Source organism: Streptomyces sp. NPDC001270, assembly GCF_042896695.1.
Lineage (GTDB): Bacteria > Actinomycetota > Actinomycetes > Streptomycetales > Streptomycetaceae > Streptomyces.
In genome coordinates, this window is the sequence record NZ_JBIAXM010000029.1 from 88157 (window position 1) to 112912 (window position 24756).

General features: G+C 66.7%; 24 protein-coding genes and 5 pseudogenes. 16 read left to right on the forward strand and 13 right to left on the reverse strand.

What is annotated here, in order from left to right:
- Positions 1–56: 56 nt before the first annotated feature.
- The 3 genes from ACFY2B_RS35360 (at position 57) to ACFY2B_RS35370 (ending at position 1549) form a co-directional block, all read left to right on the forward strand.
- Positions 57–377 (forward strand): hypothetical protein, encoded by a 321-nt coding sequence (locus ACFY2B_RS35360; protein ID WP_390767137.1) that lies wholly within the window; start codon positions 57–59, stop codon positions 375–377.
- A gap of 27 nt (positions 378–404) precedes the next feature.
- Complete coding sequence (locus ACFY2B_RS35365) at positions 405–830, forward strand: hypothetical protein (protein ID WP_390767138.1); 426 nt, start codon at positions 405–407, stop codon at positions 828–830.
- A gap of 593 nt (positions 831–1423) precedes the next feature.
- Positions 1424–1549 (forward strand): hypothetical protein, encoded by a 126-nt coding sequence (locus tag ACFY2B_RS35370; RefSeq protein ID WP_258572997.1) that lies wholly within the window; start codon positions 1424–1426, stop codon positions 1547–1549.
- A gap of 230 nt (positions 1550–1779) precedes the next feature.
- Here ACFY2B_RS35370 and ACFY2B_RS35375 read toward each other — a convergent pair whose 3' ends face one another.
- On the reverse strand, positions 1780–2388 hold the full coding sequence (locus tag ACFY2B_RS35375) for a hypothetical protein (RefSeq protein WP_390767139.1): 609 nt from the start codon (positions 2386–2388) through the stop codon (positions 1780–1782).
- Between the two features lie 869 nt (positions 2389–3257).
- Here ACFY2B_RS35375 and ACFY2B_RS35380 point away from each other — a divergent pair.
- Entirely contained in the window at positions 3258–3467 is a 210-nt protein-coding gene (locus tag ACFY2B_RS35380; RefSeq protein WP_390767140.1) for an integrase core domain-containing protein, read from the forward strand.
- A gap of 41 nt (positions 3468–3508) precedes the next feature.
- Positions 3509–3742, forward strand: a pseudogene (locus ACFY2B_RS35385) (transposase); the annotation flags it as partial.
- Between the two features lie 244 nt (positions 3743–3986).
- Here the strand turns inward: ACFY2B_RS35385 and ACFY2B_RS35390 are convergent.
- From ACFY2B_RS35390 to ACFY2B_RS35400, 3 genes are all read right to left on the reverse strand, one after another.
- Positions 3987–5438, reverse strand: coding sequence for a cellulose binding domain-containing protein (locus ACFY2B_RS35390; protein ID WP_390767141.1), 1452 nt, complete (start codon positions 5436–5438; stop codon positions 3987–3989).
- Positions 5439–6573: 1135 nt separating this feature from the next.
- Positions 6574–6996: a hypothetical protein gene (locus ACFY2B_RS35395; RefSeq protein ID WP_390767142.1), complete on the reverse strand. Its 423-nt coding sequence runs from the start codon at positions 6994–6996 to the stop codon at positions 6574–6576.
- Positions 6993–7376 carry a hypothetical protein gene (locus ACFY2B_RS35400; RefSeq protein WP_390767143.1) on the reverse strand — a complete coding sequence of 128 codons (384 nt, stop codon included), beginning with the start codon at positions 7374–7376 and terminating at the stop codon, positions 6993–6995. Before ACFY2B_RS35400 ends, ACFY2B_RS35395 begins: the two co-directional genes overlap by 4 nt.
- 139 nt (positions 7377–7515) lie before the next feature.
- Between ACFY2B_RS35400 and ACFY2B_RS35405 the strand changes: the two are divergent.
- A pseudogene (locus ACFY2B_RS35405) lies at positions 7516–7830 on the forward strand (hypothetical protein); the annotation flags it as partial.
- A 620-nt stretch (positions 7831–8450) separates the two neighbouring features.
- Here the strand turns inward: ACFY2B_RS35405 and ACFY2B_RS35410 are convergent.
- Positions 8451–9651, reverse strand: a pseudogene (locus ACFY2B_RS35410) (alpha/beta hydrolase); the annotation flags it as partial.
- A gap of 23 nt (positions 9652–9674) precedes the next feature.
- Here ACFY2B_RS35410 and ACFY2B_RS35415 point away from each other — a divergent pair.
- From ACFY2B_RS35415 to ACFY2B_RS35430, 4 genes are all read left to right on the forward strand, one after another.
- Positions 9675–10007: a hypothetical protein gene (locus ACFY2B_RS35415; protein ID WP_390767166.1), complete on the forward strand. Its 333-nt coding sequence runs from the start codon at positions 9675–9677 to the stop codon at positions 10005–10007.
- The gene (locus ACFY2B_RS35420; protein ID WP_390767144.1) at positions 9998–10981 is read left to right on the forward strand and encodes an aminotransferase class I/II-fold pyridoxal phosphate-dependent enzyme; all 984 of its coding nucleotides are present in this window, start codon (positions 9998–10000) and stop codon (positions 10979–10981) included. The genes ACFY2B_RS35415 and ACFY2B_RS35420 overlap by 10 nt, the downstream gene beginning before the upstream one ends.
- Before the next feature lie 223 nt (positions 10982–11204).
- On the forward strand, positions 11205–11498 hold the full coding sequence (locus tag ACFY2B_RS35425) for a Dabb family protein (RefSeq protein ID WP_390767145.1): 294 nt from the start codon (positions 11205–11207) through the stop codon (positions 11496–11498).
- Positions 11499–11501: 3 nt separating this feature from the next.
- A complete protein-coding gene (locus tag ACFY2B_RS35430) occupies positions 11502–12077 on the forward strand; it encodes a hypothetical protein (RefSeq protein WP_390767146.1) in 576 nt (191 codons plus the stop codon).
- 833 nt (positions 12078–12910) lie between these two features.
- Here ACFY2B_RS35430 and ACFY2B_RS35435 read toward each other — a convergent pair.
- Both ACFY2B_RS35435 and ACFY2B_RS35440 read right to left on the reverse strand, forming a co-directional pair.
- Complete coding sequence (locus ACFY2B_RS35435) at positions 12911–13249, reverse strand: GNAT family N-acetyltransferase (RefSeq protein WP_390767147.1); 339 nt, start codon at positions 13247–13249, stop codon at positions 12911–12913.
- 22 nt (positions 13250–13271) lie between these two features.
- A complete protein-coding gene (locus ACFY2B_RS35440) occupies positions 13272–14261 on the reverse strand; it encodes a pirin family protein (RefSeq protein ID WP_390767148.1) in 990 nt (329 codons plus the stop codon).
- Between the two features lie 122 nt (positions 14262–14383).
- On the opposite strand from ACFY2B_RS35440, the gene ACFY2B_RS35445 reads away from it, so the two are divergent.
- Positions 14384–14872, forward strand: coding sequence for a carboxymuconolactone decarboxylase family protein (locus ACFY2B_RS35445; protein ID WP_390767149.1), 489 nt, complete (start codon positions 14384–14386; stop codon positions 14870–14872).
- A 98-nt stretch (positions 14873–14970) separates the two neighbouring features.
- Here ACFY2B_RS35445 and ACFY2B_RS35450 read toward each other — a convergent pair whose 3' ends face one another.
- The 6 genes and pseudogenes from ACFY2B_RS35450 to ACFY2B_RS35475 all read right to left on the reverse strand — a co-directional run bounded on the left by ACFY2B_RS35450 (position 14971) and on the right by ACFY2B_RS35475 (position 18873).
- Positions 14971–15438, reverse strand: coding sequence for a MarR family winged helix-turn-helix transcriptional regulator (locus ACFY2B_RS35450; protein WP_390767150.1), 468 nt, complete (start codon positions 15436–15438; stop codon positions 14971–14973).
- A gap of 308 nt (positions 15439–15746) precedes the next feature.
- Positions 15747–16697: an NmrA/HSCARG family protein gene (locus tag ACFY2B_RS35455; protein ID WP_390767151.1), complete on the reverse strand. Its 951-nt coding sequence runs from the start codon at positions 16695–16697 to the stop codon at positions 15747–15749.
- A gap of 239 nt (positions 16698–16936) precedes the next feature.
- Positions 16937–17053: pseudogene (locus ACFY2B_RS35460) on the reverse strand (transposase); the annotation flags it as partial.
- Between the two features lie 93 nt (positions 17054–17146).
- Positions 17147–18067: an NADP-dependent oxidoreductase gene (locus ACFY2B_RS35465; RefSeq protein WP_390767152.1), complete on the reverse strand. Its 921-nt coding sequence runs from the start codon at positions 18065–18067 to the stop codon at positions 17147–17149.
- A gap of 56 nt (positions 18068–18123) precedes the next feature.
- Positions 18124–18534, reverse strand: a complete 411-nt coding sequence (locus ACFY2B_RS35470; protein ID WP_390767153.1) for a (4Fe-4S)-binding protein — start codon at positions 18532–18534, stop codon at positions 18124–18126.
- Positions 18535–18564: 30 nt separating this feature from the next.
- The gene (locus ACFY2B_RS35475) at positions 18565–18873 is read right to left on the reverse strand and encodes a GNAT family N-acetyltransferase (RefSeq protein ID WP_390767154.1); all 309 of its coding nucleotides are present in this window, start codon (positions 18871–18873) and stop codon (positions 18565–18567) included.
- 272 nt (positions 18874–19145) lie between these two features.
- Here ACFY2B_RS35475 and ACFY2B_RS35480 point away from each other — a divergent pair, with 272 nt between their 5' ends.
- The 5 genes and pseudogenes from ACFY2B_RS35480 to ACFY2B_RS35500 form a co-directional block, all read left to right on the forward strand.
- Positions 19146–19613 (forward strand): MarR family winged helix-turn-helix transcriptional regulator, encoded by a 468-nt coding sequence (locus tag ACFY2B_RS35480; protein ID WP_390767155.1) that lies wholly within the window; start codon positions 19146–19148, stop codon positions 19611–19613.
- Positions 19614–20865: 1252 nt separating this feature from the next.
- A complete protein-coding gene (locus tag ACFY2B_RS35485; RefSeq protein WP_390767156.1) occupies positions 20866–21954 on the forward strand; it encodes an LLM class flavin-dependent oxidoreductase in 1089 nt (362 codons plus the stop codon).
- Complete coding sequence (locus ACFY2B_RS35490) at positions 21951–22619, forward strand: NADPH-dependent F420 reductase (RefSeq protein WP_390767157.1); 669 nt, start codon at positions 21951–21953, stop codon at positions 22617–22619. Before ACFY2B_RS35485 ends, ACFY2B_RS35490 begins: the two co-directional genes overlap by 4 nt.
- Before the next feature lie 94 nt (positions 22620–22713).
- On the forward strand, positions 22714–24021 hold the full coding sequence (locus ACFY2B_RS35495; protein ID WP_390767158.1) for a glutaminase: 1308 nt from the start codon (positions 22714–22716) through the stop codon (positions 24019–24021).
- A 136-nt stretch (positions 24022–24157) separates the two neighbouring features.
- Positions 24158–24661 (forward strand): annotated as a pseudogene (locus ACFY2B_RS35500) (alpha/beta fold hydrolase); the annotation flags it as partial.
- Positions 24662–24756 lie beyond the last annotated feature (95 nt).

The window sequence follows — 24756 nt, forward strand, 5'->3', positions numbered from 1 at the left end:
ACAACACCGTCGACCATGAGCGTTGCGACTTGCCTCTCGGCGAGGATGCCTGCTCAATGGCGACACGGACTCCACCGCACACGGTCTCTGCGGGCACAAGCCGCACCATCGCCTGGTTCATCTACCGCCAGCCCGGCGGCCGGATCGCCCTCGCGGTGCAGTACGGCCACGCGGCCACCGCCATGTCCGAGTCGTACGCCGGCCGCTCCCAAGCCGACCTGCTCGACGTCCTGGACCAGGAGAAAGGCATGGCCCTGGCCGAAACCCTCACCGAGGCCAGCGAGCGCATCGCCGCCGATGAGACGGTCAGCGGCCCGGCAGCCGACCGCTACCGCGCCGCGGCCGTCGAATTCTCCGACCCCTACGGCGGTACCTGACTCGGCAAACGCGAGCTGCGCGCACTGGTGGACAATCCCCGCCTCCAGGTCTACGAGGACCCGAAAGCCTTCCTGACCTGCAACCACGACGCGTTCACCGCGCTGTGCAACCCCGACCGCGACCGGGCGGTCGACGGCGCCCGTCACACCCCCGACCACTCCCGCTGCCATCCGGCGTGCGCGCACATCAGCCGCACCGACAGCCAGAGCCGCACGCATCGGCCACGCGGTGCCCGGAAGCCTGCCCTTCCCGCGGTCGAGGACCACATCCGGGCGCTCAAGGCCCACCGCGAGACGGCCAGGGCTCTGGGGACCGCGGAGTTCGTCGTTCGCAACTTCAGCGACCAGATCGACTCCTTCCAGAACGTCGTCACCAGCCTCTGGCGCCAAATTGAGCTGATGCTGGAAGACGATCGCCGCCACCTCGAAGAGGACCTCCGCTGTCCTGCGTAAGGTCCGCGCAGCGGCACCCCCGCCCAGGTCCTGCGCGATGCGCGGCAGAAGGACTCGCGCGACAAGCGCGCCCGCGTACTGTCCGTTGCCGACCAACTGGTCGCGGAGAACGAACCGGTCACCTTCACCGCTGAGCGCGACGATGCCTTGGCCCGCGTCAAGGACCTGACCGGGCAGCTCAGCGAGCTCCAGGACGATCTGGCTGCCGCACGGGCCAGCATCCGTCAGCTGATTTCGCACCGAGAACACGATCAGCACCCAGGGCTTCGGCGTAGTCGGCGGGCGTCCGTTTCGTGACCACTTGCGATGAAGGGAGCGCGAGCGGACGGTTCCTGCCTCATGTCCATTGCGCCTCGGTGGCCTGCGTCTCCGCGCACCTTCGGGCGGAGCCAGCCGACGGTGCCGGGGGATGACCCTTGCGTGGCTGAAGAGACAGGTACAGATGCGGACGACGCTCGTGCATGGGATGAGCGGCTGGGTTGGGCGTTCGGGCTGATAGCAGATGATCCGGCTGCGAGGAGTGCGGCACGCGCTGGCCGTTCTCCTCGACCTGACCGCGTGCGCGGTGGCGGACCGACAGCGCACCCCGCGCTATGGCGACCTGGCGCAACCTCGCGGTCGGCGCCCTGCGACTGAACGGCGCGAAGAACATCGCCTCCGGCCGTCGCCGCAATGCGCGTGACGCCCGCCGACCCCTCACGCTCCTCGGCCTCGCCTGAGCACGAAGTGGACGTCACTCGACTACGCCGAAGCCCTGAGGGCTGTCGCAGAATAACTTCAGGCTTTGATCTTAGTCAGGCGGGCTGTCTCGCGAGGTCATCGAGTGGAACGGCGCTTCGGCGTTCGTGAGTTATTTTCCGACGGCTCCCTGGGCCGCTCAGGGGTCGACCGGGTCCGGCGCATGCGTTCTCGGCGTTCTCTCAGGCCGAGACCGAGAGGTAACGCCGCCTCAGATGGTCGGGGTGTCGTCAACAATCGGCCTGTGAACCTCAACGACCGGCTTCCACCCCGCGGAGAACTCGATGAAGTCCGCACGGGTGGGGTAGGTGTCGATCGCGCGACGGTCACGCTTGGGGCTGTCGCTCCCCTTGCGTCCCCGGGGAATCTGCTCCTCGAAGATGTCGACCTTCACGTCGGGAACCTCCTTGAGGCCCTGGCGCCAGATCTGCACGATGTCGGCGCCGAACGCCTGCCGGGCCGCAGCGTAAAGGGCCGTGAGGGCCCCCTTGTCCCCACCAGGGACGAAAAGTGCCAGGTCCAGCACGACACCGGCGGACTGGAGGACCTCGATGGTCACCGAGCCGCTCTCGTCGGCCAAGTAGATTCCGGCTTCATTCTCGTCGTCGGGAAGGCAGGAGACCTCTTCCTGGAATACGGTTCTCGCCGTGATCGAGCCGCCCTCGAAATCCTCACCGGACTTGGTCAGAAAAGCAGGGACATAGCAGTCGGGAAGCTTGAGTTCTGCCGTGTCGGCGGAAACGAAGAGCCTGTCCTTCACGCCGAGCTTCGTCACCTCTTCCAGCGAGAGGCGGCGAGCGGCGATCTTCTCCGTGTTCACGATTTCCCTTTCAGGTTGCACTGTCCCTCCGAACAAGGACGCTACCACGAAACCCTGAGGTCAACTGCCCAGTAATCTTTGGGTAAATGGCCTCCGATGACCTGTACGGGAGGATACCGAAGCGAGTGCCACTCGGTCGGGAACATGCATCCGCCAGGTAGCGTCCCTCGTCATGGTGTTGGGGATCAACTGGCGGTTGCATTTCGGTGCGTTGGGTAGCGCGGAGGAACCAAAAGAGAGTTTACGGTAGATATCACCCATATCCCCTTCGGGGAGGTGGTGGTGAGGTAAGGCGATCCATTCGTCGTGCATCTCGAAGAGCGCAGCGGAAACCAACCGGATGGTCCGACAACGCAACAACGGAGACCCCACCGGCAGCATCTGGATGGAGCGCGAACCGGAAGTCGCGTACTACCGCGCCCTCTTCGGTCAGGACTTCGGCGTAGTCGGCTGACGCCCGGTTGCTGACGTCTCGTCATGTTTGGCGGGGTACGGTACACAGCAGGCACGGATGTCCGCGATCATGGAGTCCTACCTTTCAAGCGTGGGTTTCCGCTGGTCATTCGTAAGATCGGCGGGCCCAGGGGCTCTGGGTATGGCTGTCATGAAGGAGCCGATCGGATGGCTCAGAGAACATGGCCGCCCGGAGCCCCGCGACGACTCGACCGCCAATTGGGATACGCGACTTGATCGCTCTGTAGGACTACGTCGGCGAGGTCGTCTGCGGGATGGAGTGACGACGAGCTGACGGAGGATTGCGACGACCGGTTGAATCCGGGCAATACATATCAATTCGGTATACCGACCGGCTCGCCGACATCGGCGCCTCAGCCTCCGTCGGTTCGGTCGCGGACAGCTATGACAACGCGATGGCCGAGGCCCTGAACGGCACCTTCAAGGCCGAGCTGATCGAGATGCAGGGCCCCTGGAAAGACGTCGACCAGGCCGAACGGGCCATCTTCCAATGGATCGCCTGGTACAACGAAGAGCGCCTCCACTCCGCTCTCGACTACGTGCCGCCTGCCGAGTACGAGGCAACCTTCTGGCGGGGCGACGAGCAAGCGCCTCAGTCCGCCTGAAGCAAGATCACCGGACTCTACGAAACTCGGGGCAGCTCAGTAACGATGCCCGACTCACCGAGTGGATCACCCAAGTCCGCGCCGCCGGCCTACCCCACCTGCAGAGCTTCTGCAACGGCCTCGAACTCGACCGCCACGCCGTCGCGGCCGGGCTCACGCTGCCCTACCACAACGGCCACAGCGAAGGCGTCAACACCCGCACCAAGAAGATCATGCGCCAGATGCACGGCCGGGCCGGACTCGACCTCATTCGCCACCGCATCCTCCTCCCATGACACCGAACGTCACCACCGACTACGGGACAGAGCCTGATTCATGGCACTCCCCGCTGTTCGACGACGCTGGAAGCCGGCGTACGGATTCGTGAGGAGGGCCGCCCCTGGCCGGCCGGCGTACGGCCCCAGGGGCGACTGACTCAGATGTCCGACACGAGCAGGTGAGCCCGGCGGATACGCCGCGCCGTGTGTGGCAGGGCCATGCGTTCGGGGCGCTGCCGTTGTTGTGACGGTGTGGCGTCGCTCACTCGGCTGCGCTGTACGCCGCGAATGCCTTCGCGAACGCGTTCGCCTTCTGATCGATGGAGCTGCATGTCGGGTCCGCCGAGGGCTTCGGCCCCTGGGGGCACGGTTTGTCCCGGGTGGCGGACCACATGGAGAGGCCGCCCAGGCTCTTGGACTTGGCGAACGCCACGAGCTGGGTGGCGTCATCCAGCTTGAAGACCTCGGTCGACACGTCATTGACGCCGATCATCGGGGTGACGGCGAGCGTTTTCCAGGCCGCGCCATCGTCCAGGACTAGGGCCTTCTTGATTTGGCCCTGGGTGGCGGTGGCGGCCTGTTCGGCGTAGTCGCCCATGTCGCCGCTGAACGAGGCGCCGTAGTCCATCGCCATGATGTTTACGGTGCTGACGTGTACTCCGTTGTTCTTCGCGTCGGACAGAAGGTCGACGCCCATCTGCGTCAGGCCGTCCGGCATGACCGGAAGGGTGAAGGAGACATCCAGGTCCGGCCGCTGTTGCTGGAGCTTGGCGATCGCTTGCGCGCGGCGGGTGTTCGCCGCCGCGTTCCCCAGTGAGCCGCCCTCGATGTCGAAGTCGACCTTGGTCAGGCCGTACTCGTCCACTACCTTGCCGTACGCCTTCGCCAGTGCGTCCGCCGACTGGCATGCCAGCCCCAGCTCGATGCCGTTGGCACCGCCGAAGGAGACCCGGACGTCTCCGCCCCTATCGCGCAGCTTCCCGATCTGCCCGGCCACCGCATTGTTCGCCAGGTCGGTTGTCCCGCCCCACTTCGGTGTGCAGTTGCCGCCGTCGGTGATGAAGGCGAGGTGGTAGTCCTTGACGCCGGTGGCCTCGGCGGCGGACAGCAGATCGAAGGCCGGGTAGAGGGATGTGTCGACGTACGGGGAGAAGCCGACCGTGATGGGGCGCTGCGGTTGCCCGGGTACGGGGTCGGTCGGCTGCACGGGGTGAGTGGTCGGGGTCGCCGGGATCGCTGGAAGAAGCGGAAGCTGGCGCGGCTGCTCTCTGCCTTCGCCCGAGCACTGCGACCCGTCGATCGAGCAGTTCGCGGGACCGCCGGTGGTCCCCTGCACCACGAAGCCGACGGTCGCCGACTCACCCGCCGCCAGCCCATCCGTGTCCCACTGCGGAGGTTTCACGGTGACGTGCTGCCCGTTCATGGTCCACGAGGCATCCCATAGGGAGGTGATCTGGGCTCCTTGTGGCATGTCGAACTCCAGCGACCAACCCGGCTTCGTCTCCCGGGTGTTGTTGGTGACGACGTACTGTCCCGTATAGCCCGTCTCCCACTCGGAGGTCTTGGAGAACTCCGCACCCGCCGGGGCCGCCTCCGTGGATCCGGCGTTCATCATTGCACCGCCGCCGACGACCGCCGCCGTGCCGACCACAGCCACGACAGAGGTCCAGATCATCGCTTTTCCGCTGACGTTCTCCAACTGCGATCTGCCCATCACACGCCCCTTCCGAGCCGCCGTTCGCCGTTCGCAAACGGACGCATGTACTACGCTGATGGCCCTGGTTCGGTTCAAACTTTGGGAATTTCCGTACCTGCACGACCTGCTCGGACTCACTTGCCCCGCACCGACACGTGATCACCAGGACTTTGATTCAGCCTGTAACTCGGGTGGTGTGGGTTATCGGCGGCCGACGGAGAGTCGGCCGCCGAAGGCGATGTCGAAGGCTTGCAGGGCCGGCTTCCATCGGCCGTGCGTACATCCGCGTGCGGGCCGGACGACCACCGACCCGGCCAGCAGGCCGGAGGAACGAGGACCCTGTGCCCGCACCTGGCCGACCAGCCCCTTCCCGCCGCTCCGCGCGGCCGCGATCTGGGAGTCCCACCCGTCAGGCCCTCGCTGCCTGGCCCCGGCCACGCCCGGCGCGTCGGCTGCTGGGCAGGCGGTCTGCGACGCTGCCGGGGTACTGCTGAAGTGCCCTCAGGCGGCTGGGCGGTTCCGAGGAAGGCGGAGGCACGCAGAGGGTACAAAACGGAATCGCCGCTGGTTCAGAGGCAACCCGATGGGTGTGGATGCTGTGGCCCCGCGACGAAGGCCGTCCATACCTTCCGGGAGCGCATGCCCAGTGACTGATGGCGGCGCGACTGGGAAGCTGCGCGAGCAGACGGCGGTTCACCCGCGCCCGCGCTAGCCGGACCGGCTGCCGCAGCCTACGGTCCGGCCCCTGGACAGCAACACGGCCGGGGCGGTGATCGCATGATCACCGAACTGAGCGACACTGACCTCGCCTGCCAAGCCCCTTGTCGCGGTCCGGGAAGCGGCGAAGAAGGACAGTGGCCACCGTTGGGGGAAGCTGAGGCGGCGCACCTGCCGGCCCTACTGGACGGCAGCCTGGAGCCGATCGGGCTCTGCTGCGGTCATGGCGATGAAGACCGAGTGCGGCACGGCTGCTCCGGCCGCCGACGGCAGCGTTCTGCGGATTACTCCCAGGGCGCGTGTGGAGACGTTTGCTCGGGGGTCCGTCTCGTTTGCCAACACCGGACCTGCCCGCATGAGAGGGCGGTACGTGACCTGATGTCCGTTTCACTGTTTCGGGAGGGGCAAGCTTGCTGGCCTCGACGTCGTCGGGCGGCTATGGCCGCGGCTGAGCGAATAAGCCCCGCTCGGTCTCGACCAGGATTCCGCGCTCGGCGAGCCGCTTGAGCTTCAGGCGGGTGTTGTTGATGTTGTTGGGCGCGATCTCCAGGCCCATCGCCTCGCACACCTGTCGCGCCCGCAGCGGCGCGTCGGCCGCGGCGAACACCGCCATGATCGGCTGGTAGGCCGGATGGTCCGGCAGCTTCGGGGCCGACGGCGCGGGCGGCTGCGGATCGGGCAGCTCCAGCAGTGTCATGCGGGTGATCCTCATCTCCTCGGCGGCCCGGCCGAGTTCGTCCAGCCGTGCGGTCAGCTGCGCGATCCGCTCCCTCGTCGCCTCGGCCCGCGCGGCGATCTCCCGTTCCCGCTCCTCCAGCCGGACCAGCACTGCCCCGAGGGTCAGCTCCCCGCCACTCATGTGCTGCGCCAGGCCCCAGTGGTGGCCCCGGTCAGCCGGCGCAGTATCACCGCGGTCATCGCCCAGGACACCCGCGACTCCGAACTGCGCGGCAAATGCTCGTAGTCACGCACCAGCCTGCGGTGCAGCATCAAGATCCCGTAGGCGCGCTCCACGATCCACCGCTTGGGGATCGGCACGAACCCGCTCTGCGCCGGGTTGCGCCCGACGATCTCCACCTCGATGCCCACCGTCTGGCCGTGCGCCACGACGGCGTTCCTGAAACCCTGGTCGACCAGCGCCTTCTGAACGGTGTCGGTGTCGGTGTCGGCGGCGACCTTGTCCAGCAGCGCAAAGGCACCGTCTTCCGCCGTTTCCGAAGCAGGGTCGGCATCTTCCACGCCCTCCTGGACGACGACGAGTGCGCCTTCCGGGAACGAGTCCTTTACGGCCCCCACCTCTGGGCCCCGGCGCAATGCCGGCCGCACGACTGGTGGCCTACGGCCGTGCCCGCATCAGGTTCCTGCTGGAACGTCTGCCATCGCCCGCGCCGCCTTGGATCACAACCAGTCGATTCCCGCCGGTGAGTCGACCTTGCCCCAGATCCATCTCCGCATGCTTCTCGGACAGGCCGGGGTCGACGCCCCGGACATCGACGGCCTCGCCCTGCAACTGACCGGCGCGCTCGAAGGCCCCCGCGAACACCACCGCCCGAAGTTCGCGATCGCCACTCCCTCCTTCACCGAGTCGTTCCCTCTCTTCGGATACGACCTCGCCGATTACGACGTGCTGTTCGAGGAGAAGATCGAGCTCTTCGCCAGGCTCCTGGAGGAGAAGCCCGTCACCTGGGTGGGCGTCGGAACGCGACGCCCGCAGCAGCCCATGCGGCGGCGCGCGGCGTCGGGCCACCACGTCTGAACTGCTGCTGCACTTCAGGCGGGGTGTCGGTCACTCAGTCCCCTCACCGCCTCCGCCGCATCAGCACTCGTTCGCGTGGCCGCCCCCACTGCCGCGGCCACGTGGGTGGCGGACTGCGTGCACGCCGGCGCGGGCAACCTGCTTCTCCTCCAGGCCCTTCTGGAGGATGTGGGCGCCGAGTCCTCCTCACCCCTTCCCGAGATGTCCCCGCTCTCTGTCCCGGCTCATACCCGGCGGCCGTCGGCTGGTGGTTGAACAGCGCGGGAGCGGTCACCAGGCAAGTGGCCCGGGCCCTGGCAGTGGCGGAGTACGACGGGCTGCGAGAGCCGGCAGGAGAACTGGCCCGGTTCCTCGCCGCGGCGTGCGACACCGACCCGGCACGCACCTTGGGCCGGCTCACCGCCATGAGGCGCTTGCGCATGGTTCGCGAAGGAGAGGACGGTTCCATGCGCTACGCACACTCTCTCCTCCGGGACGCTGTGCTGGGAGACTGACCGACCGAACGCCGGGAGGCGGTCAGACGACGCCGTCACTCTCTGAAGATGTCCCGGTTCCCGTTACTCGCTCGGCTCCGCCGCGCAGGCGAGGTCCTGCGGTGGGCGTTGCCCAGTGGTCAGGAATGCCGTCACCGCGTCGTTCGCGCACGTGTTGGGGCCGAACGGATAGACGTCGTGCCCGCCCTGGTCGGCCGTCACCATCGTGGCCCGCTTCCCGAACGCGTTCCGCAGCTTCCGGGCTTCGGCCAACGGTGTCCCCGGGTCGCGTTCGTTCTGCACCATGAGCACGTTCGACGGGCCCCGGTCACCGATGCGCACTGGCGGTTCGACCCGCTTGTCCGGCCAGAACGCGCATGGTCCGATGCTGGCCGTGGACCCGCCCAGCATCGGGTACTTCAGCCGGTCGACCGCGACGTTGCGCTGATAGTCCTGGACCGTCCCCGGCCAGCGTGTATCACTGCATATCACTGAAAAGCGGGAGGCCATGCTGTTCTCTATGTTCACTGCATATCACTGAAAAGCGGGAGGCCATGCTGTTCTCTATGTTCTCCGGCAACGGCAGTGTGGGCGGCAGAGGCCGGTCCCTCTCAAGCGCTTGCCAGGTGACGGCCAGCAGGGGCATGGTCGCATCGCTGTAGAGGTACTCGAACGTGAGCCCGCGGAACAACGTCCCGTCGATGCCCTGGACCGGCTTCGCCTCCAACCGCTTCGCGAGGTCGAAGAACTTCGCGGTCACCTGCTCCGGCGTGGTGCCCAGACCGTACTCGGGACGCGCGGCCGCGAACGCCGCGAAGTCCGGGAACCGGTCCTCCATTCCACGGGCGAACAGCCGCATGGCCGTAACGTCGTAACCGCCCGGGCCCAGGTTGCTGTCGAGCACGACCCGGTCGCCGCGCTTGGGGAACATCGTCGCGTACACCGCGCCGAGGTAGGTGCCGTACGAATGACCGAGGTACGAGAGCTTCGGCTCGCCCAGCGCCACCCGGATCCGGTCCATGTCGCGCGCGGTGTTCGTGGTGGTGGTGTGCGGCAGCATCCACGCCGTCCGCGAGGTGGCGCACTGCTCGGCGACGGTCCGCGCGTACCTCGCCTCCTTCGCGACGTCGGCCGCGGTGTGCGCGTACGGCGGGAAGTTGCGGCGTGCCTGCTGTTCCGGCGTCAGATCGCAGGTCACCGGCGCGCTGCGGCCGACGCCGCGCGGGTCGAAGCCGATCACGTCGTAGGAGTCCAGCACCTTCTGGGGCAGCCCTGAGCCGGCGATTCGCAGGGACGGAGAATCGAAAAATGGTCGAATTATCCCTCGCGCAACTGCATCCCTCGCTGGACGACCCCGTCCTGCTCTCGATGAACCTGCTGAACGACATCGCCTCGGACCACCCGCAGGCGGTGTCCTTCGCCGCCGGCCGACCCTACGAGGAGTTCTTCCGGGTTGAACAACTCTACGACTACCTGGGCACCTTCGTCGCACACCTCACCGAGGTGGTGGGGCTGACGGACGAGGAGGCCCGCAGAACCGTGTTCCAGTACGGGCGGACGAAGGGCGTCATCCACGACCTGGTCCCCGCTACCTTGAGATCGACGAGAGCATCACCGTCGACCCCGACACGGTGGTGGTGACCGTCGGCAGCCAGGAGGCGATGTTCCTGACGCTGCGGTCCCTGCGCGTCTCCCCGCAGGACGTCGTCCTCGCCGTCACGCCCACCTATTTCGGACTGACCGGCGCCGCACGCTTGCTGGACATGCCCGTGCTGGGCGTCGGGGACGGAGACGGCGGCCTCGACCTCGTCGACCTGGAGCATCAGGTGGCAGCGGCCCGCGCCCGCGGCCAACGGACGCGCGCCCTGTACCTCGTGCCCGACTTCTCCAACCCCACCGGTGTGAGCCTGGACCTGGCCACCCGGACCGCCCTGCTCGACCTGGCGGCCGATCTCGATCCGCTGATCATCGAGGACAACCCGTACGGCCTCTTCCAAGCCGACCCCGGCACTCGGCCGCCGACCCTCAAGGCGCTCGACACACGGCACCAGGTCGTGTACGTCGGCTCCTTCGCAAAGACCGGCCTGCCCGGCGCCCGCGTCGGCTTCGTCGTGGCCGATCAGCCCGTCGTCAGGGACGGCCGCACGGCGGGTACGCTCGCGGACCAGTTGTCGCTGATCAAGAGCAACGTCACTCTCAACACCTCCCCCGTCGCCCAGGCCGTCATCGGCGGCAAGCTTCTGCGCCACGGGTGCAGCATGCTTGCCGCGAACAAGCGTGAGATCGAGGTCTACCGCGCCAACCTGCGGCGCATGCTGGCCGGTCTCACCGCGCGCTTCGGCGCCACTGGCTCGGTGACGTGGAACACCCCGGCCGGCGGGTTCTTCGTCGTTCTCACGGTGCCGTTCACCGTGGACGACCGTTCGCTGCACAGATCGGCGCGCGATCACGGAGTCATCTGGACCCCCATGCACCATTTTCACACTGGCATGACCTCCTCACACCAGATTCGGCTGTCCTTCGGCCTGCTCGACGACGCGTCGATCGACGAAGGACTCGACCGGTTGACCGCCTTTGTGACAGCCGAGGCCCAGGCTTTCGGCCATTCCGCCTGATCGCCCGCCTCTCTGCGGTCGGAACGCCACCATGGCAAACAGCCGCCCGTATGCGCACGAGATCATGTCCGGCGGATTGACGCGATAAGGGGCGTCGGCGGGTGCGAAATCAGCCCTACGTCTGTGCGGAAAGCGCGCCGCTGTGTCGGTGATATCTCCATCGGCGTGCCCGCGTGCCGCCGCGCGGGTGATTTGGTGACCATTCAGCCTGAAAAGGATACCAATGATCAGACACATTGTGCTGTTCAAGTTCAATCCAGGCTTCGGCTGGCAGGACCCCGCGGCCCTCGCGGCCGAGCGGTCCTCACGGCTCGTCGGCGAGCGGATGCCCGGCCTACTGCACTGGCAGGTGGGCCGCAACATCGCCGACCGTCCGATCGCCTACGACTTCGCCGCGATCGGCCTGCTGCCCGACCAAGTCTCCCTGCGCAACTACCAGGACCACCCCTTCCACCAGGAATCCGCGGCGCTGTGGAGCGCCATCAGCACCTGGGTCGTCGCCGACATCGAGGAGTAACGCATGACCGTCGAACTGGGCTGGATCGACGTCCGACCCGCACCGGCCGGGCCGCCGACCATCGGAACGCTCGGCCCCGAGGGCACGAGCAGCGAGCAGGCCGCGCGGCTGCTGGGCACCCGCCTCCCCGGCAGGCCGCAGATCGTGCTCAAGACGACCTACGAACAGGCTCTGGAAGCCCTGACGGCCGGCACCGTCAGCCATGTGGTCGTCGCCAACGCCTATCGGGACATCCATCACTTCTACATGGCCGACGACATCGCGCTGGCCAGCATCTTCGTCATGGACACCCCGCTGTACGGCATCGCCCGGCGCGCCGACGGCGGTCCGCTGTCCGACCGCCCGAGTCTGGTGACGCATCCCTCGCCGCGACCGTTGCTGGACCAACTGTTAGCCATTACCCACCAGTTGTCCGAAGTCGCCACCGCGGACTCCACCAGCCAGGCAGCCCAGGCCGTGGCCGCACGCCGCTACGACCTCGCGCTCACTACCGAACCGGCCGCCACACGGCACGGACTGCGCTTCATCTCCCGGCTGCGGCCGATCCGCATGGTCTGGTCGGTCTTCGTCCGCACCTGAGCCCGCACCCCACCACCCGACCCGCCGGCTGAACACCTGTAGCTGCTCAGCTCCCGGTTCGCGATCAGACTGTCGGCCAGGCCACACGTTCACCGGCCCCCGACCGGATGCCGGCCGGACTCGGCGGAAACGGATCCCCTCGTTCTCAGGTGCTGCTCCGGGCACCTCAGCGCGCGTCCAAGGTCGCGGTCGCCGTATTCGCCTGGCCCGGCCGCGACCGGATCGGTCTGCTCAGACAATGCCCGGCTGCCATCCCGACCGAGCCGGCTTCAGCGTCGCTCTGGAAGCCGCCCGCGACACGGTGGTCAGCCTGATCGGAACGACCGCGGCGTCAGGACCGAGCAGCCGCTCCGACCTGGCGGGACACCCACCCATGCCCAGCCGGCGCACCGATCGCACCACTGGTTCCCGGACAACCTTTCAGGTTCTCACCGCTCAGGCGCGCGGTGCACGGCGAAGGAGACGATTGGCCGCCCGGCTGGAACCGCAGCAGGATTTTTGGAGTGGAGTCCTGGCCTTGAGCCCGGCATTACGCCGCGCCATGACCCAGATCTCGTGGAGGCATTCGACCTCCTGGAGCGGGACGACGTGCTCGTCGCTTTGGGACACGTCGCTGCCTTCGGTGGCTGGGGCCGGGCGGAGCCATCCGTGGTGCTCCTGACCAACGCGTCCCGAGATCAGGTCCTCCGGTTTCCGGTGCCTCAACGAGCATGGGCCCGGCCCCTGGTGCCCCGGTGACCGGCGTGGACACCAAGACGAACGAGCCGTACGCCGACTACAAAAACGCCGGGCACGAAGGGCGCACGACTTCGCCGGCCAGGCCGAGAAGACACTCAGCCAAGCTGCGCCTTCAGCCATCGCAGGACATCAGGTGTGACCGGGTCGGTGATGTCCGCGAACTCGTCGTGCCGCTTGAGGAACTTGGCGACGTAGGGGCAGACCGGGACGATCCGCATCCCGGATGCGCGCACGTCGGCGAGTGCCTGCTGGACCAGCTGCAGGCCCAGCCTCTGGCCGGCGAATGCCTCGTCGATCTCCGTGTGGAAGAAGACACGTTGCATGCCCAGGTCACGGTAGGCGGTCAGACCGGCGCGTCGGCCGTCGACCAGGATCTCGTACCGGTGATCGGCGTCCACACGCTCGACGACCGTGGTGGTGGAGGACTCGCTCATGGTGTGCCTTTCGTAAGGGAGGTCAGCGGGCCGGCGGGTTCCGGCGCGGTGTGATGACGGCGTTCGGCAGGGCCGGTGCGGGAAGGCGGCCGCCGGGAAGGTCCTCGATGACGCCGAAGCGGTCGGAGGATGCCTCCCAGTCCTCGCGGGCTTTCACCATGTCCTCATGGCTGCGGCCGATGAAGTTCCACCACATGACGATCTCCTCCCCGAAGGGAGGTCCTCCGAGGAGGATGGTCCGCGCCGGCGCGTCGGTCTCGTTCACCATCCGTAGGGTGTCCGCGCCGCGAGGGACGTATCCGAGTTCGGCAGGCCGCAGCACAGTGTCGATCAGACGGATGTCTCCGCTGTCCACGAGAAGGCCGTGCTCGAAAGCCGCATCAACGGCGAGAGTGAGCGTCACGTGCGGTTCGACGACGATCTCGGCGCCGAGCAGCGGCGTGAAGGTCCGGACCGGGGAGGTGCTTCCGGCGAGCGAGCCCAGGAAGACCCTGATCTCGGCCCCGTTGACCCGGGCGAGTTCGGGCACGTAGTGCTGGAAGTCCCGCTCGGCGTTGCGGTGTTCCTCGGGCAGCGCGACCCACAACTGGACGCCGTGGATGACGGTGGTGTTCGGGGTGGAGACCTCAGAGTGGGCGATGCCATGACCGCCGGTCATGAGGTTCATCTGGCCGGGCCGGATCAGGGCGTGGGTGCCGAGGGTGTCGCGATGTTCGACCTCGCCGCTGAACAGCCAGCTCACCGTCTGCAGTCCGGTGTGCGGATGCGGGGGCAGGTTCATGCCGCCCAACTCGGCGACCTGGTGCGGGCCGAAGTGATCGGCGAAGCACCAGGCGCCGATGAGTGTGCGCTCTCGCTGGGGCAGCGTCCGCCGCACACGCATCGCACGTGGACCGCCGAGGGGGACCTCTCTCGCCGACAGGGCATCGACCCTGGGGGCTCCGGTCGGCCGGTCATCTTCGACGAGCACACCGCAGAGCAGCGCAGCGGCATCGGTTTCCGTGTTGCTCACCGAGAGTACCCCCTACACGATCTGGTTGCTGCATCAACTATGGCGCCATGGAGGCAGGCCAATGGCCACAGCACCCGCCCGAACACAGGCCATTCCCAGCGTGGCCCGAAGGAGCCCCCGACGTGAGCAACCACACCCACAGCTCCCCGCCCCGCAGGATCTTCATCGACAAACAGAGCCCCAAGGCATTCCATGCCCTGGGGCAGGTCTCCGAGGCGGTCCGAGCAACGGCCTCCGAGGCCGGACTCGACCGCACCACCGTGGAACTGATCAACGTCCGCGTGTCGCAACTCAACGGCTGCGCCTACTGCCTCGACATCCACAATAGAGCGGCTCTGCGCGCCGGTGAGTCACCGCAGAGACTCGGAATCCTGAGCGCATGGCGGGACACCGGCCTGTTCACTCCCTCGGAGCGCGCCGCCCTGGCGCTGGCCGAGAGTACAACCGATCCGGCCAACGCCACGACCCAGGCTTCCGCCTACGAGACCGCCCGGCAGGTCCTCTCCGAAGACCAGATCTCAGCCGCGATCTGGGTGGCGGTCACCATCAACGCGTTCAATCGCGTGTCGATCATGAGCAAGCACCCCGTACCGCCGCGTCCCGACAAGTAGAGGCGGGTGGCCCGCCACACCGCTGACCTTGGACGTGGCCAGTGCAGCGGAGACTTGGTTGCAGTGTCGCGCGGGTCTTCATGAGGCGCGATCCGCTCTCAGCCGCCACCGCGGCGACGCTCACGCCGACCGCGTGACGTGGGCCGGGCCGCCCGCTCCAGACGGGATGGTTCCTCGTCCAGCTTCTCCGCCACACGCTCGGAGATCCGAGCCAGCAACCGCAGCTCCGACGGCGTGACGTTGTCAAGGAAGAGCTTACGCACCGCCTCCACATGACGCGGGACGGCGGCTTCGATCACCGCTCGCCCCTCGTCTGTGATAACCACGAACGTGCCACGGCCGTCTTCGGGACTCCTGTCCCGCACCACCAGACCACGCTTCACCATCCGGGCGATGTGATGGGACATCCGGCTCTTCTCCCACGCCAACGCCCTGGCGATGTCCAGAAACCGCCGCCGTCCCTCCGGTACGTCCGTCAACTCGACCAGTACGGCGAAGTCTGCAGGCGAAACGTTGGACTCCGTCTGCAACAAGCGAGACAACCGGACCATGAGCCTCTCATGCATGCGGACAAAGCTCAGCCACGCATGCTGCTCCTCTGCCGTCAACCTACGCACCGGCTCTTTCATGAAAAGGCCGCGGCCGCTCGTCGACGGTCCGGCCCTCAGTTCACAACGGTTGGCTCGGTCGACCGACCAGCGATGCCGCCCCAGCCGAAGGAGCCCCGCCGAGCGGGGAGCTCCCAGTGCCCCTGCTCCTGCCAGTTCAGCGGCACGACGTCGCGCCGTTGAAGACGCGTTCCCCTCATTCGGCATTCCGAGGGTGTCCCCGGAAAAGCGGCACCCTCGGGGCATGGCCCGCCGACGGTAGCGGGTCAGCTTACCTGGATGTTCGCGGCGTTCTCGGCGAGCCAGTCGTCGAAGCTCTTGAGCGCCGGGTTGATCTCCCGCAGAAGGTTCAGGTCGCGGGCGCCGGTGAACTCCTGGTCGAAGTCGCCGTAATACTGGAACATGTTGGCGATCTCCTCCCCCGCCGGGGCGCCAAGGGAGCGGAAGACATCGTAGGGCACCGACTGGAAGCGCACCGGCTCGCCGATCGCAGCTCCCAGCTTCTGCGCGTACTGGGCGCCGGTCAGGTGGTCGCCGGCGAGGCCGACGGTCCGGCCGATGAACCGCTCGCCGTCCTTGAGGATGGCGAGCGCCGTGCGGCCGATGTCGTTCACGTCCACGCCGGCCAGCAGCTTGCCGTCCGCGAGCGGCAGGGTCAGCGTCAGTACGCCGTCCTCGGCACGCTCGGGACCCATCGTCGACAGGAATCCCTGGAAGTAGAAGGTGGTGTTCAGGAAGGTGGTCGGCACCCCGGCCTGCCAAAACAGCTCGTTACCCTCGCCCTTGACGTCGAAGTGCGGGACGTTGTACTTCTCCTGCAGGACAGGCATCCGCTCGTCCTGCAGCGGCAGCAGTTCGCGGGTGTCCTCCAGCGTCGACCACACCACGTGCCGCAGCCCGGCATTCTTCGCGGCCCGCACCAGAACCTCGATCTCCACCCTCTCCTTGGCCGCCGAACCGTGCGCCCAGAAGTTGGTGACGAGGAAGGCGCCGTAGGCACCCTCGAACGCTTCGTGCACGGTCGGCTCGTCGTAGAAGTCCGCCCGCACGACCTCCGCACCGAGCTGCGCGAGTTCCTTGGCCGCGGGTGAGTCGGGGTTCCGGGTCAGCGCGCGCACGGTGAACCCCGAGTCCGGATCGGCGAGGATCGCCCGCGCGGTACCGCCTCCCTGTGCACCCGTGGCTCCGGCGACCGCGACGACTTTCTTCTCACTCATGCCATTACCCCTACCCGAGGAGATATTGTTGATGAATCAACTAAAGCGCATTCTGGTTGATTAATCAACGTGTGGCGCAGGATTCAGCCGTGATCGCCGCGAAAGTCGCCCGAGTGGCACAACGCCACCGGCCAGACGCCGGTTCGGCCCACACGCGGGCGGCGTTCAGGGCCGCCATGGCCGCGAGGAGGCCGTCCAGCGGCTTGACCACCGGCTTCACCCGAGCCAGAGGAGTTCTCCGGGCAGGACGCGGTGTCGGTGGCCGCGTGCACGCCGACCGGTACCTTGCAGCCGGCCCGCTTACCCAGAGCACCGCAGTACTGCCGGGCGACCCCGACCGAAGCGGTCCCGCACTTGCCCCGCGAGACCTATCCGCCCGGCTGGACCTCTGTCAGGCGCGCCGAACCTTCGGCCGACGGGGCGGAGGTCTGGCTACGCAGGCCCAGGCTCTACGCCGGGAGTACCACGAGCTTGCCGCCCGGGTGCCCGGACTGGCTCACTGCCAGTGCCGCCGCAACCTCGCCGAGGGGGTAGGTACCCGCGACAGGCACCTGCAGCCGCCCCGCCTCGATGAGGGCGAGGATGCCCCGGAGCGCTTCGGGACCGCCCGCTCCCGGCTCGGTCATGTGCACCTGGATCCCGGTGCTCGCGGCGTCGAAGGCTACGAGTGACAGGACCCGTGCCGGGCCGCCGGCGAGTACGATCGAGTCCGGGATCTCACCGCGACCGGAGGCGTCGAGGACCGCGTCGACTCCCCGGGGGGAAATCGCTCGTACGCGGTCGACCAGGCCCGTGCCATAGGTGACCGGTTCCGCACCGAAAGAGCGGAGCTGTTCATGGTTGCGTTCGCTCGCGGTGCCGATGACACGCGCACCGCGAGCAACGGCCAACTGTACGGCGAACATGCCCACGCCACCGGCCGCGCCATGGACCAGCAGCGTCTCACCCGCAGAGAGCTTCAGCTTGTGGAGAACCTCCCAGGCGGTGATGCCCGTACCGGCCAGGGTCGCGGCAACTTCCCACGGGACGGAGGCCGGCTTGGCGACCAGTGCGGCGGGGTCGGCGAGCGCGGACTGCGCGTAGGAGGGGGTAAGGGAGGCCCCCAGCACCTTGTCACCGATGCTGAAGGCGGTCACGCCCTCGCCGACCTGGTCGACCACGCCGGCCACGTCGGAGCCGAGGCCGCCCGGGAAATCGACAGGCATCACCTGGCGCATAAAGCCGTGCAGGATCTTCCAGTCGATCGGATTGACGCCTGCGGCGCGCACCGCGAGCCGTACCTGCCCGGGGCCCGCGGTGAGCGGCGGAACATCGACGACACGCAGCACATCAGGGGTGCCGTACTCGGAGAACCGCACGGCGAGGGACATTTGCTCAACTCCAGGATCTTGGGTGTCACCTGCGGGAAGCGGACACGGCCGCCGCGTCATCGACCGCAGGGCCCCGCGTGATCGCAGTACGGCTGAAGGCGGCTCTGCCCGCAGCCGCACAGCACGACCCTGGTCTCGGCGCGCGCGCCTTGCGGCGTGTCCACACTCAGCTCCCCGCGCACGGTCAACTGCCCGGCGGCACTGCGGGTGATCGTGGTCGGCCGGTCGGGGGATTCTGTCCCGCCCTCCACGAGTTCGTACTGGAGCGCGCCCGAGGGGCAGCGCCGCACCACCTCCGCCAGACGCTCGGCCGTAGTCTTGTCCGGCTGGATCCACGGTCGCTTCGTCGGGTCGAACACCTCGGGCAGGCCATGGACACATTCGGCGGCGTGCAGGCAGCGCCTGGCCTCGAAGGTCACCGTGATCGACTCCGTCCGGTATGCCTTCCGCTCGGATTCGCCGCTCATGCCCGCCTCCATTACTGCCGTGCTCGGCTTTCAGTCACTGACCTTGCTGCGGGACTGGTACAGCAGGTCCTGGTACTCGGGGTGCCGGCTGATCCAGCCCGCGAAGAAGGGACAGGTGGCCAGCACCCGCAGGTTCGCGGCACGTGCCTCGTCAAGGGCTGTACGAGCCAGCGCGGACCCGACTCCCCTGCCCTCGTACTCCGCCTCCACCTCGGTGTGCACGAACGCGACGAGCTCCTTCGTGCGAATGTATTCCGCGACGCCCGCCACCTTGGACTCTCCATCGACACGGGCCTCGTAGCGCTTCGCCTCGGGCACGTCACTCACTTCGACCGCCATGTGTCCTCCTTGTGGGGTCTGATCCCGCTCAACTCGACCGTATCCCGTCAGCCAAGACCTCACCCTAGCCTCACTGAGTTGATGCATCAACTTAACCCTCGACGACGTTCCTCGCCCGTCCGACAGGCATCGGTCCCGGCACGTTCCGGCTCGCGCATCGGGGGCCGGGTGTGCGGAAGTATCTTGGTCACGACAGACGCGGTCGCCCCCGATGGTTGCATCGCCGTCCTCGCCAGTAGATGAGCTGTCAACGATTTCGTTAGACTGCCCCCATGGACGCACCACCACGCTGGCTCAACCAGGAAGAGAAGGCCGCCTGGGACAGCTTCATCCGCATGCAGGAGACACTCGTCGGACGACTGTCCCGACATATCCAGGCCGACTCCGGCATGTCAGCCTCCGACTACCTCGTGCTCGTCAACCTCACCGAAAGAGGCGACGGGCGGATGCGCTTCTCGGACCTGGCCAAACGCATGGAGTGGGAGAAGAGCCGAGTGTCCCACCAGGTCACGCGGATGACGAAACGCGGGCTCGTGGCCAAGGAGGAATGCCCCGACGACGGACGCGGAGCATTCATCGTCGCCACCCCGGCCGGCTACAAGGCGATCGAAGAGGCCGCACCCCAGCACGTCGAGCACGTCCGCCGCCTGTTCATCGACGCCCTGACTCCCAACCAGCTCAGCACACTCGCCCGGATCTCCAAGCGCGTCCTGGACCACATGGAGAAACAACCGGACTGACCCGACGCGGGGACGCGACTGCCTGGATCACGGGGGTCAGCCCCCCCAACCCGGCGAGGACACCCTGGTGCGCAGACCGTCGGACGCAGGCCGGGCGGGGCGGATCCCACGGGAACGGTGACGGCGACCTCGGCCAGCCCGATGAACCGGACCAACCCGGTACTCAACCCCATGTGGGACTGCGGCCCGGCGGAGACATCACCTCGCCCGGCGTCACGTTCACCATTGGAGTTGGCACACCAGCCATACGGAGTACGACCGTTGGTCCGCCCAAATCTCACAGCACAGCAACATTTGCACGTGGACGATCCACGTCAAACACTGCTCACAGCCAACGCCCCCGCAAGCACGAGGATACAGACTCCCGAAAGCTGGCCGACCCGATGAGCGATCGATCCCCTATACGACCGAAACCTCCATCGAAGAATTCTCCTGGCTCCAACATAGAGGCCGCCAATGACGGCTTCAACGCCCATGTAGGCCAGACCTAGAAGGGCAATGTGTGGGGGCACCGCGAGATTGATCACGCCGTACTACAAAACTGCGGATGAGAACTGTCGACCAAATGAGCCGCAGGCAGGGAAGCGGTGGCAAAATACGTCTGATTGGTCATGGCGTGGCCTTCTCTTAATACCGAAGAACCCGATTAATACATCGGTTACGCCGAGGCGGACGGACACTGCGACGTCCACTCGGCGAGGTCGGAAACCGCAACGTAACGGACTGCCATCATCGCGGTAGCTGGCGCTTAGGGCCTTCATATCTGGGCCGTTCATCACGGCGGCTGTCGCGAACGCCCGTCGGGGCGTCGCGCGCGGACCGCCCCATTGCCCCGACTCAGGGCCGGGCGCCATGAATGGCCACAGACGCGGATCGCCCATCGCCCATCGCCCACCGTGGGAGGCTTTCACGGCCTTGTTGTCGCCCCCGCCGGATGCCACTGAGCACCAGTTCACCGCCGTGCAGTTGCAGCCACCATACCCCACTCTAGTTGACACATAAACCATAAGGATGTCATGGTTTACATGTCAACTAGATTGGCGGAGGTGGTGTGGGTGACCGAGCGGACCGCGGAGCAAGGCATCGATGTCCGGCGAACAGGATCCCCTCCCCCGTCTGCGCGCGAACTGCTGGCCGACGATGACGGCACGCGTGACCTGACGGGCAGCCAACCCGCGCAGGTCGCCCGGGACGGACGTCCCGCCCGGTCGTCGCGAACCACGCACCACCACACCCCGACACAACGAAAGCGTTGAAAAAAGTGAACACGACGGATGCTTCGCAAATCGAGTTCGGTATCGACAGCTTCGGAGACCGGCCCCGAAACGACCAGGGCGTGATCGTCTCGCACGCGCAGGCGATCCGCGCGGCCGTGACCGAAGCGGTCCTCGCCGACCAGGTCGGCATCGACGTTGTTGCGTTGGGCGAGCACCACCGGCCTGAGTACGCGATCTCCAGCCCTGAGACAGTACTGGCCGGCATCGCGACAACCACGAAACGCATCCGGCTCGCCTCGGGCGTGACAGTGCTGTCCTCGGACGACCCGGTGCGAGTTTTCCAGCGGTTCGCCACGGTCGATGCGCTCTCCAACGGTCGCGCCGAGGTTATCCTCGGACGCGGTTCCTTCACCGAGTCGTTCCCCCTGTTCGGGTACGACCTCAAGGACTACGAGGTGCTGTTCGAGGAGAAGATCGACCTTTTCCATCGGCTCCTGCACGAGAGGCCGGTCACCTGGGAAGGCACCACGCGTGCCGCCCTGCACAATGCGGACGTGTACCCGAAGACGGATTCGGGACGTCTCAACACCTGGGTAGGGGTCGGCGGGACACCGCAGTCCGTGCTCCGCACCGCTCAGTACGGCTTCCGGCTCATGCTGGCCATCATCGGCGGCGCCCCTGACCGGTTCGCTCCCTACGTGGATCTGTACCAGCGTGCCAGCGAGGAGTTCGGCACGACCGCACAGCCGATCGGGATGCACTCGCCCGGCTTCGTCGCCTCCACCGACAAAGAGGCCAAGGAGCTCTTCTACCCCGGGTACAAGGAGATCCGCGACCGGATCGGGGGGCAGCGCGGCTGGCCGCCGCTCCGCCGGGAGGAATTCGACGCCGAAGTGGACCGCGGGTCTCTGTATGTCGGCTCGGTCGAGACGGTCGCGAGCAAGATCGCTCATGCCATCCGGGTACTGAACGCGGGCCGGTTCGACTTGATCTACTCCGCCGCCGGCACCGTTTCCGCCTCCGCGCGTCTCCGTTCGGTCGAGCTGTACGGCACCCAAGTCATCCCTCGGGTCCGGGAGCTTCTGGCCGAGCAGCCCGCGGCCACGGCGGGAGCGACGCGATGACCAACCCTGTCACCACTATCGGGATCCTGGGAGCCGGGAAAGTCGGCACCGTCCTGGCGCGCCTGGCGGTCGCCGCCGGCTATCGAGTCCTGATCTCAGGGTCCGGTGACCCCTCCAAGATCGCGCTTACCGTCAAAATCCTCACCCCCGGAGCGACCGCCGTGTGGCCGGCCCAGGCCGCGGCTGCCGCCGACGTGGTGGTCCTGGCTCTCCCGCTCGGCAAACACCGTGACCTCCCAGTTCCGGAGTTGGAAGGAAAGCTGGTCATCGACGCGATGAACCACTGGTGGGAGGTCGATGGTCCCCGCGACGCGATCCTCCCGGCCGATACCTCTTCGAGCGAAGTCGTTCAGCGGTTCCTGACGGGCGCACGTGTCGTGAAAGCCCTTAACCACATGGGCTACCACGACCTCGAAGACGAGGCTCGTCCAGCCGGCGGTCTCGGACGCAAGGCCATCGCGCTCGCCGGTGACTCGCCCGAGGATCTCGCTGTGGTGTCTGCGCTGATCGACACGCTCGGATTCGACCCACTCCCCATCGGCGACCTTGCGGCGGGGGTCCGGCTTGAGCCCGCAACCCCCGCCTTCGGAGCCAATGTCGACGCCGACCAGCTTCGCGTGCTCACCGCCACCCCTGCTCCGACAAAACTTTTGGAACCCTCGTAACAGAAACACCGACTGTCAGGTGCAGCCCGATACCAGGGCGCACGCAACGCGGTTCTCACACGGCGTGAACGTTGCAATGATGCTTGGAGGACGAATGCGGCCCATCATTCCCGACTATTTGGCCGAGGTACTGAGAGATGTGGAGTCGGATGCGTCCGGAGAGCCGGCGGGATACATCCCTGAGCTCGCAGCAGCGGATCCCGAGCGCCTCGGTGCGGCCTTTGCCATGATTGGCGGAGAAGTCTATGGGGCCGGCGACTTCGATATCGAGTTCACCATCCAATCGATCTCCAAGCCGTTTGCATATGCGTTGGCCCTGTCTGATCGCGGATTCGACTCTGTGCTCGCCAAAGTCGGTGTCGAGCCGTCAGGAGAGGCGTTCAACGAGATCTCCCTCGAAAGCGACACCGGGCGCCCTCTCAATCCCATGATCAACGCCGGCGCGATCACCGTGCACTCACTGACCGGCACGGAGGACCTGAATCCGGCAGAGCGTGTGGAACGCGTGCTCCACGGCCTCTCGGCTTTCGCCGGTCGTCGGCTGAGGATCGATGAGGCGGTATGTGCGTCAGAGATGGAGAACGCGCACCGCAACCTCGCCATCGCGCACATGCTCCGCAGTCACGACATCCTCACCGAGGATCCCAGGCCCATCGTGGACGGCTACACCCGCCAGTGTTCCGTGCTCGTCACCACGCGAGATCTGGCCATGACGGCCGCGACGTTGGCCAACCGCGGTATAAACCCTCTCTCGGGTGAGCAGGTGGTTCCGGAAGCGGTGGTACGTCAGGTGCTGAGCGTCATGTTCAGCTGTGGAATGTATGACGCCGCTGGTGACTGGGCGACCCAGGTCGGTATTCCGGCGAAGAGCGGGGTGGCCGGGGGCCTGATCGGCGCGCTCCCCGGGCAGATCGGAATTGCCACGTTCTCACCACGACTGGACAGGCACGGGAACAGCGTTCGCGGGGTGTCACTGTTCGAGCGATTCTCTTCGGACATGGGTCTGCATGTGATGGGGGTCCCAGCCGCTGCGCGTGCCGTCGTGCGGTCCAACCATGTCGTCGGCAGCGGACCGAGCGCGCTCCGGGTCCTGCAACTGCAAGGTGGCATCGGCTTTGCCGGAGCCGAGAGAGTTGTGCAGGAAGCCGAGGGAATTTCTCCTTCGGACGTCAGGGTGGCTTTGGACCTGACAAGGGTCCATTCGATCGACGACGTGGCACGGCGCATGTTGCTGGAAGTCGCGCGCCGGCTGACGCTGGATGGTCACGAGGTCTACCTCGTCGATCCAGAATCGATCATTCCCGATCCCGATCCCGGCGATGGTGGCCGAGTCACGGTCGTCGACAACGTGGGACACGCTGACCTACACACTGCGACCGCGGGACGAGGTCAGATCCGTTGAACGCGCACGGTGAGATTCGTGCCCCACCGCTGGCCGATGCGGAGCCGCGACATCTCTGCACCCTCCGATAACACACAGTTTTCACACGCATGATGTCGGCCGGCGTTCGTTTCGCCGGCCAGAAGGGGAAGAAATCATGGGTTACATCACCGTCGGCACAGAGAACAGTACGCCGGTCGAGCTCTACTACGAGGATCAGGGTTCCGGGCAGCCGGTCGTCCTGATCCACGGCTATCCCCTGAACGGGCACAGCTGGGAACGCCAGACGCGCGAGCTGCTGGCCCAGGGCTACCGGGTCATCACCTATGACCGTCGGGGCTTCGGCCAGTCGTCGAAGGTGAACTCCGGTTACGACTACGACACCTTCGCCGCCGACCTGAACACGGTCCTTGAGACCCTCGACCTGCGGGATGTCGTCCTCGTCGGCTTCTCGATGGGCACCGGGGAACTCGCCCGCTACGTGAGTCGCTACGGTCATGAGCGTGTCGCGAAGCTCGCCTTCCTTGCCTCGCTTGAGCCGTTCCTCGTCGCCCGCCAGGACAACCCCGACGGGGTGCCGCAGGAGGTCTTCGACAACATCGCCGCGACCGCGAAGGCGGATCGGTACGCCTGGTACAAGCAGTTCTACGCGGACTTCTACTAGGGCTTTGTTAGGTCTTGTGGTGGGGTTCGGGTGTGGGCGCGGGTTGGCCGCATATCGAGCAGGCGCCGGTCCAGGTGGCCAGGATCTTCTGT

Excerpts from the sequence above, each read along its gene's own strand:
- ACFY2B_RS35490 (WP_390767157.1), top strand. The coding sequence starts at position 21,951 with ATGACCAACCCTGTCACCACTATCGGGATCCTGGGAGCCGGGAAAGTC.
- ACFY2B_RS35430 (WP_390767146.1), top strand. The coding sequence starts at position 11,502 with ATGACCGTCGAACTGGGCTGGATCGACGTCCGACCCGCACCGGCCGGG.
- ACFY2B_RS35450 (WP_390767150.1), bottom strand. The coding sequence starts at position 15,438 with ATGCATGAGAGGCTCATGGTCCGGTTGTCTCGCTTGTTGCAGACGGAG.
- ACFY2B_RS35370 (WP_258572997.1), top strand. The coding sequence starts at position 1,424 with ATGGCGACCTGGCGCAACCTCGCGGTCGGCGCCCTGCGACTGAACGGC.
- ACFY2B_RS35390 (WP_390767141.1), bottom strand. The coding sequence starts at position 5,438 with ATGGGCAGATCGCAGTTGGAGAACGTCAGCGGAAAAGCGATGATCTGG.
- ACFY2B_RS35425 (WP_390767145.1), top strand. The coding sequence starts at position 11,205 with ATGATCAGACACATTGTGCTGTTCAAGTTCAATCCAGGCTTCGGCTGG.
- ACFY2B_RS35455 (WP_390767151.1), bottom strand. The coding sequence starts at position 16,697 with ATGAGTGAGAAGAAAGTCGTCGCGGTCGCCGGAGCCACGGGTGCACAG.
- ACFY2B_RS35495 (WP_390767158.1), top strand. The coding sequence starts at position 22,714 with ATGCGGCCCATCATTCCCGACTATTTGGCCGAGGTACTGAGAGATGTG.
- ACFY2B_RS35435 (WP_390767147.1), bottom strand. The coding sequence starts at position 13,249 with ATGAGCGAGTCCTCCACCACCACGGTCGTCGAGCGTGTGGACGCCGAT.
- ACFY2B_RS35380 (WP_390767140.1), top strand. The coding sequence starts at position 3,258 with ATGGCCGAGGCCCTGAACGGCACCTTCAAGGCCGAGCTGATCGAGATG.
- ACFY2B_RS35475 (WP_390767154.1), bottom strand. The coding sequence starts at position 18,873 with ATGGCGGTCGAAGTGAGTGACGTGCCCGAGGCGAAGCGCTACGAGGCC.
- ACFY2B_RS35470 (WP_390767153.1), bottom strand. The coding sequence starts at position 18,534 with ATGAGCGGCGAATCCGAGCGGAAGGCATACCGGACGGAGTCGATCACG.
- ACFY2B_RS35465 (WP_390767152.1), bottom strand. The coding sequence starts at position 18,067 with ATGTCCCTCGCCGTGCGGTTCTCCGAGTACGGCACCCCTGATGTGCTG.
- ACFY2B_RS35480 (WP_390767155.1), top strand. The coding sequence starts at position 19,146 with ATGGACGCACCACCACGCTGGCTCAACCAGGAAGAGAAGGCCGCCTGG.
- ACFY2B_RS35415 (WP_390767166.1), top strand. The coding sequence starts at position 9,675 with ATGGTCGAATTATCCCTCGCGCAACTGCATCCCTCGCTGGACGACCCC.
- ACFY2B_RS35395 (WP_390767142.1), bottom strand. The coding sequence starts at position 6,996 with ATGAGTGGCGGGGAGCTGACCCTCGGGGCAGTGCTGGTCCGGCTGGAG.
- ACFY2B_RS35360 (WP_390767137.1), top strand. The coding sequence starts at position 57 with ATGGCGACACGGACTCCACCGCACACGGTCTCTGCGGGCACAAGCCGC.